The sequence below is a fragment of the Butyrivibrio sp. AE2032 genome, from assembly GCF_000702965.1.
The window spans coordinates 1968152-1979599 of record NZ_JNLF01000005.1 but is presented as its reverse complement, the minus strand read 5'-3'; the positions used below and the strand labels follow the sequence as shown (position 1 = coordinate 1979599).

General features: G+C 50.5%; 12 protein-coding genes. 4 read left to right on the top strand and 8 right to left on the bottom strand.

Features of this window, described 5'->3' with window-relative positions; all coding sequences use genetic code 11:
* Positions 1-107: 107 nt before the first annotated feature.
* Both BO18_RS26280 and BO18_RS33670 read right to left on the bottom strand, forming a co-directional pair.
* Entirely contained in the window at positions 108-623 is a 516-nt protein-coding gene (locus BO18_RS26280; protein WP_051689198.1) for an NUDIX hydrolase, read from the bottom strand.
* Positions 624-705: 82 nt separating this feature from the next.
* Positions 706-1221 carry a GNAT family N-acetyltransferase gene (locus BO18_RS33670; protein ID WP_051689197.1) on the bottom strand — a complete coding sequence of 172 codons (516 nt, stop codon included), beginning with the start codon at positions 1219-1221 and terminating at the stop codon, positions 706-708.
* A gap of 150 nt (positions 1222-1371) precedes the next feature.
* Here BO18_RS33670 and BO18_RS26270 point away from each other — a divergent pair, with 150 nt between their 5' ends.
* The 3 genes from BO18_RS26270 to BO18_RS26260 all read left to right on the top strand — a co-directional run bounded on the left by BO18_RS26270 (position 1372) and on the right by BO18_RS26260 (position 4014).
* Positions 1372-2385, top strand: a complete 1014-nt coding sequence (locus tag BO18_RS26270) for an aldo/keto reductase (RefSeq protein ID WP_034450736.1) — start codon at positions 1372-1374, stop codon at positions 2383-2385.
* 234 nt (positions 2386-2619) lie between these two features.
* Positions 2620-3234, top strand: coding sequence for an ECF transporter S component (locus BO18_RS26265; RefSeq protein WP_034450734.1), 615 nt, complete (start codon positions 2620-2622; stop codon positions 3232-3234).
* Between the two features lie 15 nt (positions 3235-3249).
* Positions 3250-4014 (top strand): type III pantothenate kinase, encoded by a 765-nt coding sequence (locus BO18_RS26260; RefSeq protein WP_034450733.1) that lies wholly within the window; start codon positions 3250-3252, stop codon positions 4012-4014.
* 51 nt (positions 4015-4065) lie between these two features.
* On the opposite strand, the gene BO18_RS26255 is transcribed toward BO18_RS26260, so the two are convergent.
* The 6 genes from BO18_RS26255 to BO18_RS26230 form a co-directional block, all read right to left on the bottom strand.
* The gene (locus tag BO18_RS26255) at positions 4066-4515 is read right to left on the bottom strand and encodes a hypothetical protein (RefSeq protein ID WP_034450731.1); all 450 of its coding nucleotides are present in this window, start codon (positions 4513-4515) and stop codon (positions 4066-4068) included.
* A gap of 4 nt (positions 4516-4519) precedes the next feature.
* Complete coding sequence (locus tag BO18_RS26250) at positions 4520-4966, bottom strand: LytTR family DNA-binding domain-containing protein (protein WP_207643583.1); 447 nt, start codon at positions 4964-4966, stop codon at positions 4520-4522.
* Positions 4963-6333 (bottom strand): alpha/beta hydrolase family protein, encoded by a 1371-nt coding sequence (locus BO18_RS26245; RefSeq protein ID WP_185752577.1) that lies wholly within the window; start codon positions 6331-6333, stop codon positions 4963-4965. Before BO18_RS26245 ends, BO18_RS26250 begins: the two co-directional genes overlap by 4 nt.
* Positions 6334-6443: 110 nt before the next feature.
* On the bottom strand, positions 6444-7583 hold the full coding sequence (locus BO18_RS26240; protein ID WP_034450728.1) for a hypothetical protein: 1140 nt from the start codon (positions 7581-7583) through the stop codon (positions 6444-6446).
* A gap of 144 nt (positions 7584-7727) precedes the next feature.
* A complete protein-coding gene (locus BO18_RS26235) occupies positions 7728-8510 on the bottom strand; it encodes an MBL fold metallo-hydrolase (RefSeq protein ID WP_034450727.1) in 783 nt (260 codons plus the stop codon).
* A gap of 58 nt (positions 8511-8568) precedes the next feature.
* Positions 8569-9903 carry a hypothetical protein gene (locus tag BO18_RS26230; protein ID WP_051689196.1) on the bottom strand — a complete coding sequence of 445 codons (1335 nt, stop codon included), beginning with the start codon at positions 9901-9903 and terminating at the stop codon, positions 8569-8571.
* 149 nt (positions 9904-10052) lie between these two features.
* On the opposite strand from BO18_RS26230, the gene BO18_RS26225 reads away from it, so the two are divergent.
* Positions 10053-11429, top strand: a complete 1377-nt coding sequence (locus BO18_RS26225) for an MATE family efflux transporter (protein WP_034450725.1) — start codon at positions 10053-10055, stop codon at positions 11427-11429.
* The last annotated feature ends 19 nt before the right edge of the window (positions 11430-11448 follow it).

The following is an 11448-nucleotide window of genomic DNA, read 5'->3' as shown; positions in this document are numbered from 1 at the left end:
GTATCGTTTTTAAAGACTTTTTTCCGAAAACGATATCTTGCACAGTCAACAGATATCGTTATTGAGGATTTTTTCCGAAAAACGATATCTTCCCGAAAACAGTCAGATCATTCGCACTTCTTTTCTATCTTGACGGCAGGACAATTTCTCTCGTCGGAAACGAAATGCTTCACGGCATTTTCGGGATGAGACAGTTCGCCCTTCAGGAATACGGGATAAACGGTCACATCCTCTTCAGGTGAAACCCATCTGAGTTTCTCGTCGCAGAGATCGCCTTCGACAGGCTCAAAATCATCCGGCACTTTCATGTAGAAGAAAAAAGTTATCTCATAGACGAGCTTTCCTTTATTGGAGGGCGCGTCGCCGTAGAAATAGTTCTCGTTTACAAACCCGAGCCTGTCTATTTCCATCCTTACGCCTGTCTCTTCGAAGACCTCGCGGACAACGGCTTCTTCCGCCGTCTCGCCGAATCTGATCCTCCCGCCGACGGAGTAGAGATAGTCGAACCTGCTGCTCCCGACCATCAGGAACCTGCCGTCTTTCATTATGACGGCGCCTGCCCTGATGTTAATGAATCCATCATCACAACGGACAGTCATGTCCGCGCGCTTATCCTGCTCCATATGCCCGTATAACCCCGCTTACTCCTGTTCCAAATCCCATTCAGCCCTGCCGGCTCCTGTCCAAATCCCCGTATGGCCCCATTTATTCCGGAAGTTTCCAGAGACTCTTGTATATCTCGCACTGTTCGCCCTGGTATTCGCCAATGCCTTCGAAGACCGTATCAAAACAGCATTTGCGGAGAACGCATTTCGAGGCAATGTTACTGCTCATGCAGATGCCGTATACCTCAGAAGTTCCGACAACCCCGGCCATTACGGGCAGGAAAGCTTTGACGGCCTCGGTGGCAAATCCGTTTCCCGTGTACTTTTTCGCGACGTGGTATCCGATCTCCCAGAGGCCTTCGCCGACGGGAACGATCTGAACGTATCCGATATTGACGCCGCCATCTTTCATAAGCACCGGATGAACGAGCGGGCCATCAGTCTTGCCGTACTGTGACATAAGAAATCCGATCGTCTCGAGCGCGTCTTCAACGGTCTCGAAAACCTCGTCCGGCACAAATCTTCTGGTGTCTTCATCCAAAGAATTCTCGTGAACAGCCTGAGCCATGTCAGGCGTAAAATCCGTTATTATCAACCGTTCTGTTTCAAGTCTCATATTTGATCCCCCTGTTTTATGCGCGAACGCATTCTCCGCAAATTATAACAGAACAAAACAACACAAATAAAAACACCCCCGTTATATGGGATAAGTCCGTCGAAGTATGTGCTATAGTTAGGGCATATCTGACAGGAGGACGAACACGAAATGAGATCCATCACGCTCGGAAAAACAGGGATAACAGTCCCGCAGAACGCATTCGGCGCCCTCCCGATACAGAGGGTCAGCACAGAGGAAGCGGTAAGCCTTTTGAGAAACGCCTACGACGGCGGGATGAGGTTTTTCGATACCGCAAGAGCTTATTCGGACAGCGAGGAAAAGGTTGGAAAGGCATTCGAGGGAATGCGCGATAAGGTCTTCATCTCGTCAAAGACACAGGCCACGACCAGAGAGAAGTTCGAAGAAGACCTCTATACCACTCTCAAAAATCTCAAGACCGATTATATTGACATATACCAGCTGCACTGCGTTGCCAGATGTTATAACGAGGAAGACGACATCTACAAATGTCTCGTCGAAGCGAAAAAACAGGGCAGGATCAGGCATATCGGCATAACCGCGCACAAGATCGGAGTTGCCGAAGACATAGTAAAGAGCGGTCTTTACGAGACCCTGCAGTTCCCCTTCTCATATCTTGCGAGTGACCGCGACATCGAACTCGTGAAGAGCTGCAAGGAACATGACATGGGCTTCATCGCCATGAAGGGACTCTCGGGCGGACTCCTTACCGATTCGAAAGCGTGCATGGCTTTCATGAGCCAGTTCGACGCACTTCCCATCTGGGGAATACAGAGACAGTCGGAGCTCGACGAGTGGCTCGGTTTCTTTAAAGATGAGATCACCATGACGGATGAGATCCGCGCCTTCATCGAAAATGACCGAAAAGAACTCCTCGGTGAATTCTGCAGAGGATGCGGATACTGCATGCCCTGCACCGTTGACATCACGATCAACCAGTGCGCGAGGATGAGCCAGATGATAAGGCGCGCCCCGTCTCAGAACTGGCTTACGGAATTCTGGCAGCAGGAGATGATGAAGATCGAAAACTGCGTTGAGTGCGGACTCTGCATGACCAGATGCCCTTATGAGCTCAACATCCCCGAACTGCTCAAAAAGAACCTGAAAGACTATAAGGAGATCCTGGACGGCAAACCCGTCTGACAGTCTCCCCTGTTGTGCAAACAGCCCTATTCCGCCTGCGCCGGGCGGCGATAATTACTGCAGTATCGAAATGCGCAATGCTGTATAATCTCAATTGGTAAGGAACTTCTTTCCGGAAGGATGCCTCAATACCGCAGATATCTTCATGAATCTGACGGAGGGTCCTGAAAAGAACGTACTTGCCGCTGTAACTATATCCTCGTCACGAGGAATAATAACAAAGGAGGATTTTGTATGGCTAAGCAAAATCGCAAACAAACAATCAAGACAATAGCTGTCTTGGGCATCCTGATCGCATTGACGATCCTTATGGCGTTCACCCCTGTCGGTTACCTCAAGGTCGGCGCGATCTCCATCTCATTTCTCATGATCCCCGTAGCAATAGGCGCACTCGCAAAGGGTCCGTGGGCCGGCGCACTTCTCGGTACCGTTTTCGGCATCACGAGCTTCGTGCAGTGCTTCGGATCAGATCCTTTCGGAACATTCCTTGCGAGCAAGAACATCGTATTCACATTCATAATGTGCGTATTGTGCAGAGCACTCGCCGGATTCCTTGCAGGACTCGTCTTTAAGCTCGTCTCCAAATTCGTGAAGAACGCACCCGTAAGATCTTCCGTAACAGGTCTCAGTGCGGCATTGTTCAATACCATCCTTTTTGTCGGAGCCCTCATCGGACTCTTCGGCAAAGCAACCATCTCTGAAGCAACCGGCCTTGACCCCACGATGGGCATAATCGCACTCTTTGCCGCCATCGTCGGCATCAACGCGATCTTCGAGGCCATCGCGGCATTCATAATCACGGGAGCAGTCGGAACGGCTCTCTTCAAGGCAAAGCTGATAGAAGCATAAGCGGAGGAAACCACTATGGTACTTGCCATCGACATCGGAAACACCCATATCCTGCTCGGATGTTTTGAGGAACGCTCCATACTTTTCAAGGAGCTCCTTACAACCGACAAGACGGCCACGGATCTCGAGTACGCCGCACTGATCAAGTCGGCGCTCGAGTTCAACGGAGCAAGTCTCGATGCGGTGGACGGCGCGATAATCTCATCCGTCGTCCCCCAGGTGACAGCCAATGTAAAAAGGGCGGTCGAGAGATTTACGGACGTAACACCGCTGGTCGTGGGTCCCGGCGTCAAGACAGGTCTCAAGATAAAGATAGATAACCCGGCGCAGCTCGGAAGCGACCTTGTCGTTTCCGCAGTTGCCGGCATCAAGGAATACGGCGTTCCGCAGATCAACATCTACATGGGAACGGCCACCACATTCTCGCTCATCGACAAAGACAAGAACTTCATCGGCACATCGATCGGCGCCGGTATGGGGATCGAAGCGGAAGCATTGAGCAGCAAGACTTCACAGCTCCCCAACATCGCTTTCGAGACACCGAAAAAAGTCATCGGCACCAATACCATAGACAGCATGAAGAGCGGCCTCATCTACCAGAACGCGGCGCTCATCGACGGCATGATCGACCGCATCGAAGAAGAATACGGCGGAGCATGCGTACTTACCGCAACCGGCAGGTACGCATCGCTCGTTGTGCCGCTGTGCAGGCATAAGATAATACTCGACACGGATATGCTCCTTAAAGGCCTCATCGAGGTGTACTACAAGAACCTGTGAGAAGACTGTAAGTCACGCCGTTGACTGATTGTAAATTGCGTAAGACAGCTTTTACTCCTGTCTGTCCCCTGCCGACAGCGAAGCCTGGAATGCCTTGAGGTCGTCAGTCATCTTTTTCGCGCTCCTGATGTCGAGGAAGAAGCGGATAACATAAACGAGCACATAAACTACGGCAACAGAAACGGCGACCGTTATCATCAGAGGGATCTTCTCCACGGAAAACCCGGAGAAACCGAAGGTGAAGAACAGGATTATGAGCTCGATCGACAGGAGCTGGATGATCTCTCTTACTATCATCTGCTTCACCGTGAGTTCGCGCTTGGAATACATTACAAGTCCCGGGATGATGCCCAGGAGGCCGTCGATGATGGGAACCAGGAATGCCGTGTAGGTCAGGTTCTGTTCGGGCGCCATCAGCGAACCGCTGATGAAGATCACGATGTTTACCAGGGTTACGATGATGAAGAAGTTCATCAGATTGTCTTTAATGTGTTCTTTCATGACCTTATACCTTCCCGGAGATATATTCCTTGAACGTACTGACGTACTTGCGGGAGATTATGACCTCCTCGCCGTTAAGGAGTCTGCAGCTGAACCTGCCGTTGAGCGCCGGCTTTATTGATTCGACTTTCATGATGTTGAGGAGCACCGATTTCGATATCCTGAGGAAATTGCGCGTCTTTAGGACCTCTTCGAACTCATAGAGTTTGCGCGACGTCTCGTAGCAGTCTTTGGATGAATAGATAAACGTCCTGTTGTCGACCGACTCGATGTAGAAGATCTCCGTCACGGGGACCGCGTAACGCTTATCACCCTTCATGCCTCCGATATTGCCGTCCAGGCTCTCGACGAACCTGACGATGTCATCGACCCTTCCGTCGCGCACATGGCAGCCTATCTCGATGTATTCCTCTTCGCTGCCGCCGATCTTCTTAACGTTGATATTCATCATCCGACTCCCTGATAAGATGCTTCCACGGAGAACTGTCCCTCCCCCTTAAGATAACAATCGAAGAAACTGACCGCAAGCGAGTTGACCGTGTTCATCACGTATGCGTTGTCCACATCGCCCGAGCCAAGCATCTTCCCCAGGAAAGGCGAGAACATCGGAAGATCCGTGTAATCCATGTGGAGCGCGCCTTCGAAATATGTGCCGTAGTACACGTCGGCATTCTTCCTTATCATGTTGTTCGGATAAGGATACCCGGTCTGCTCCGCTTTTATGGCTTCCTTATGAGCATTCATGTTCTCGATCTCGAAAACGGGAACTTTGTATTCCATATCCTCCACAATGAACTTTCCGTCTTCCGCACCGGTGATCGAACCGAGCATCGTGCCGTCGATGTCAATGACCGCATCGATGTCGTCTCTTTCCTTTCCGACTTCGACAGATGTCGCGCCGCCCATCGAGTGACCCATGAGTCCTATCCTTTCCGTATCGGTCATGCCAAGCACCTTGAGCGTGTCTGCCTTAGCAATATCATCAGCAAACCAATAGTCTCCGGTATCGTTTTCATCCGCGCCTTTTATCAGTTCGTCGAGCGCGAAATTCATGTCTCCCGTTCGGATCTTCATCCATTCCTGAGCAACCTCAAATATCTCTTCTTCCGTACCCTCCTGGCCGGTCGTCATGACGCTGTTCATGAAGCCGCTGTCAACGATTATGATCTTTCCGTCCGTGTCCTTTGTGAAGAATGAATGATAAGGATGCTCGATGCTCACTACCACATAACCGTGACTCGCGAGCTCCATGTATGTCGAGACGTTGCTCTGATAGTATCCGAACGCGCCATGCGAGAATACTACCAACGGAAATCTCTCTCCTTCTCCAGCATCCGAAGGATAGAAGAAATACACGGGCACTTCCCTGAAAGAACCGTCATTCTCGAATGTCTCGGTCCTGTTCTCATCAACGAGGATCGCGTTGCATGTATCAACTTTGTAAGGTCCGTTCAGAGGCAGGCCGTCGTAGTCTGCGAAGATGAATGCCGGCATCATGGCGCCCGAGATGAGGATAATGCTCAGGATCAGACTGACTATCCTGCCTGACGTCTTTTTCGCGATGTCCTTCTTTCTGTTGATGAAAGCAAAAAGCGCCGCGAAAACGATCCTGACCGCGAGGAGTATCATGAGTCCTTTGAACCTGAAGCTTGTGTCGATCCCGGGAAAAGCCAGCATCAGCGCAAACAGTACCGCCTGTCCCGCATTTACGATCAATCTTCTTTTCGACCACCCGGCTTTGGATGACTTCCTTATCTGATCGAAAATGATGAATCCAACCTCTGCCGAAAATAATACCGCCAACAGTATGTATGCCATAACCATACCCGCCTTCCGCTTGTTTTAGGGTGAGTATAGTCAACGGAAAATGACCTCACAACAGAAGCAGAGGTAAGATACAAAAAAGCGGGGTGAAATGCACGGAAGCGTTAATCCTGCGGCAGCAGATCGTTGAATTCACTCCTGATGAACAGGGCGGCATACGGAAATCTCTGTGCGGAAGTATTCTCGTAATCGCGCCAGTCGTATGGCTGTAATTTAAGGTCGCTGTCATATTGCATGTCAACATTTTGGCCGAAGTCGCCGCCGAATAGCAGAACATCGTATTTCGCTGCAGGTTCATTGTCTGTGCCGTAGTATGAAAAACTCCCGTTGACCCTTGCTTCCCAGGCAGGATAAAACTGATCGTAGACATCCTGCGGAAGACCAAGTTCATCAGCCGTTTTATCCCTCATCTCCTCGTAAGTGATAAGCCTTCTGGTCTCTTCCGTAACGGGCTCATCCGACTCGATGCAGATTATGTTGTGCCGGTAAATAAAACCGACGGAGGCTTTCTCTATCGAATCGTAATTCATGCCTTCCGCGGTATCGCCGGGATGGTCGGCATTAAAGAATATAAAACCTTCATCCGTCTTCCTGTTCAGGAGACAGTCCTTGATGTATTCATCGGTCAGGTCCTTATTACAGAAGACGTTGAACTCCATCTCGACAGGGTCGTCATTTTCGAATTCCAGCGGGAATTTTATCTCGCGCATCTCATCGTAATGGCGTTTCCCGCATGTCTCACTGTAAAGATCGTAACCGCCCTCCTCGTTCTCGAATGCCATGTAATCGAGACCGTCAACCCTCGGAGCTATCGGAAAATTCACGGACCACCCGCCCACAGGCCTCAAGCAGCCATTCTCGAAAAGCGTATCGCAATCAATTTTCGTGCAGCTGTATACAGCAAGAAAATAAGCTTTCATTATTCCCGCAAACCCGCCTGTCACATACTGTACATCGTATTTTATCTTATACATCCCGCCGGGCTCGACATCACAAAGACCATCAGGATCGCACGCTAATGCTTTCTCTGCACTAACGGGGTAAAGCAGGACCCGGCCGTCTTTGCATCTGTACGCGATGAAATTATCGGTCTGTTTTTCTTCAGTCCTGTAATTGAATCCGTCAACGACGAAGTCGTCCGACCTGTTGATATAAGGCTTGCCGCTCCTTTTCACCGTGCTGCACGAACACATTGGCAGAACGACCGCCGCCGTCAATATTACCGCTATGATCTTTCTGAACATAAAACTTATCCCCTGACGCAAAAGCAAACGCGTTTCCTTTTCCTTTTAAAGGTTAACACGTTGGCCTTACACGCGACAGGGGACAAATTATTGCTTAAACACCGCCAAATAATGAAATTTGGATCCTTAAGAAAAGATGTCGCTTTACTTCGGGTTATAGCAGATGACGCTGTTCTCCGAACTGTATGTCTTCCCTTCTTCAAGAGCAAAAGGGTGCTGTCTTGCTTCGCCGCCGAACCAGGTGTAAGGCTTGTCGTCAGCAGTCTTTCCTTCACATATCTCATTTATGCCGTAGCGCATGCATCTCATGAGCGAGATGTCATCGAATCCCTGCGCATGACCGTGAAGGATAAAGTCCGCTCTTTCTTCAAGGAACATGATCCTGTCCAGAGCCTTTACCATATCCTCAAGAGGCGTGCACGAATCAAGCTGCATCCAGAGGTGGTGGTTTATGGAATCACCGGTAAAGAGGATCCTTTCCTCCCTGAGCAGTATTACTATCCCTCCCGGAGTGTGGCCGGGGAGCTCAAAAATCTCAAGGGTCTTTCCGCCGAGATCGATCACATCACCTTCATTTACGGGCTTGAACGGCGGCATCTTAAAACCGTATTTCGCGCACGCTTCCTTGAACTCGGGAAGATCTATGAAAGACTGTGCTGTCTCATTGTCTTTGGGATCGAGATATGCCTCATCGAAATACACGTTTCCGAAAATATGGTCCGGATGTCCGTGCGTGTTTATGACGATCACGGGCTTATCCGTAAATGTCCTTATAAAGCTTTTGATGTCACTGAAGCCGTTCATGGTGTCGATAACGCAAACCTTTTCGTCGCCGACGACAACATAGCCCGTCGCAAGGTGCCCCTCGTCGAGCAGATAGAGCCACGGTTTTAATTGCTTGGTAAATAATTCAAGTTTTTCTTCCATATTCTGATGTTCCCCCACGTTATTGTTTCACTTTTTTCGTATTATCCTGCACGATGTCTTACTTCCCGAACAACTTCGCGAAAAATCCCTTCACTGCCTTTTTGCGCTTTTTCTTATTGCGCCTCTTGGCATCCGCGAACTTTATCTTGCGCGCTGACTGCTGAAAAGCCTCTTCCTTTGAGACGCGCTTATATATGTCATTACCGACGGATATCACGGGTATCAGCTCGCTCTTCATAAACTTTTCGGACGCGCTGCCGATCTCCCTGCCGGGCGCAAAGAGCGTCTTGTGTCCGGGGAGCTGCCCGCATCCTAATACCGATACCGCGCCGGTCTGTCCGTTGACCATGAAGCGGATCTTCGGACCCGTCTCCTCCCTCTCGAGGAAATAGACGGGCATCATGATCATCTTCCTGTTGCGCACTTCGATCCTCGTCCACGGTATCGAACGGTCCTCAGACGGATACATCTTCTTCACGTCTTCGATGAGCTCCGGTCTCAGGACATAAGACATGTAAGCTCTCTCATGAGGTATGCCCACGCCCAGGTGAGTGTCACAGATGAAATCGCCTTCGGTAAGCTTTGGCGAGAACGGAATGATCTTTGAGAGGTCCCACGGACCTATGTCGTTGAAGAGATAATAGCTGTGTTCGTTAGACATCGACACAGGCCAGTTGACCCTGTCCTGAAAGAGCGTGACACGCCCGTTCTCGGTGATCGCATCGAAAAGAAGACTGATATCGCACAGATCCGTCGGGATATAGACTGTCCAGAGATTCTTTACTCTCTCCGCGAGATCTATCCCCGCAAATGCCTTCGGTCTGAGGGAAGCAAACTCCAATATCTTCCGCTGGGCATCCTCCCTCGTTATCTCGAACGGCATCGCGAAATGCGGAGTCCTGTCATCACCCGCATCAACGACTTCCATGACCTCATAGTTTCCTGCGGCGAGGATCTCCTCTTTTACGAACCTGTTGCCGCAGTATGTGCAGGCCCAGACATTCTGCGTCTCATAAGCCTGGACGTCGCCTCCGCACATCGGACATATGTGCCAGAACATCTTGCGCTTCGAGAAGTTTACCCTTTCGCGCCTCTCGAGATATGTCTGGTTCGAATACCATTTGTCGTTCGCCGACTGCTTCAGGAGAATGGGATCATCCAGCGTCATGAGCTTCTCAAGTCCCGTGAGATCGAAGACATCGCCGTTCTGCTTCAGCGGAATGTGCATCAGCGAAAAGCCCGTTTCCTCAACTCCGTCATTTCCCGTATAGGGATAGATGTTTCCGCAAAACGAACAGACAAAGCCGTCCGATCCCGTGTCGTAGTGCAGCGGTGAAGCGCACGTCGGGCACTGGATAACCTTATACTCTTTCCTGACATTCATCTTTGCCATATATATCCCCTGCCGGACCTTATGCACGGAACGGTTCCCGCAAAAAGGTCCTGATAATGTCCCATAAAGCCACTTGCAATTGCCGTTCTTTTTGCTACAATGCTCAGACCGACTGAATAATAATAACATTTGGAACGCGGAAATAAGAAATGACGGCAAAGAACAGCGACAGATCGTATATCAAAAAGCTCCTGATGATCGCCATCCCCATGATGGTCCAGAACGGCATCTCAAACTTCGTAAACCTTCTCGACAATCTCATGATCGGGCAGGTCGGTACGAACGCGCTTTCAGGCGTCGCCATCGCGAACCAGCTCATCTTCGTGTTCTATCTGGTCATCTTCGGCGCCACCGCGGGCGTAGGCATCTTCACCGCACAGTACAAGGGCAAGGATGACACCGACGGCATACGCTACACCTTCAGGTTTAAGATCGTATTCAATGCATTGATAGCCATTATCTGCACCCTGGTATTAGCGTTCCTCTCACCGGTCCTCATCAACCTCTTCCTTTTGGGAGAAGGCGATCCCGCGGATGCGGCAGAGACACTGGTCATCGGCGTCGACTATATGCACATCATTCTCATAAGCCTCGTTCCGATCGGCATCACGCAGGCATATTCGGGAACCCTGAGAGATCTCGGCAGCACCAAGGTGCCCATGTTCTCTTCGATATGCGCCATCTTTGTAAACCTTGTCGGAAACTTCCTTTTGATCTACGGACATTTCGGACTCCCCGCACTCGGAGCTGTTGGAGCAGCGATCGCCACCGTCATCTCACGTTTCGTCGAGCTCGGCATCCTGGTCATCTACACCGGCAAGCATCCGGATCTCTTCCCATTCATAAAGGGCGCATTTTCAAGATTCAGCATCCCGGGCAAACTGGTCCTCAGGTTTATCCTTAAGGCCCTGCCTCTCATGGCTAACGAGACTCTCTGGTCACTCGGAATGACATTCATCAACCAGTGCTATTCATACAGGAGCCTCGACTCCGTTGCGGCGCTCAACATCGAATCGACGCTCTGGAATCTCATGGGCGTTGCCTTCATCGCTATGGGCGAGGCAGTCGGCATCATGATGGGACACATCCTCGGAGCAGGCAAACTCGACGAAGCCAGGGAGAAGGCAAACAAGATGCGTTGGGTCACAGTATTGTGCGGCATCGCCTTCGCCCTTATCATGGCGGCCATAGCCCCGTTCTTCCCGCTCCTGTATAACACGTCAGAATACATAAGATCTCTTGCGACCGGCTTTATCCTGATCTCGGCTGCAACGATGCCTTTCTGCGCTTATTCGCACGCATCCTACTTCATCATCAGGTCCGGCGGAAATGCTCTCCTCACCATGATCTTCGACAGCGTCTACACCTGGGTGGTAACGGTCACGCTGGCCTTCTACCTCAGCAGATACACTGCGATAAACATCACTCTCATGATCGCGATCGTCCGCGGCCTGGAAGTCTTCAAGGCTCTTATCGCGTTCTTCTTCGTCAGGTCCGGCATCTGGATCAGGAACATCGTTAAGTAAAACGGTTGTGTTTTTTCGC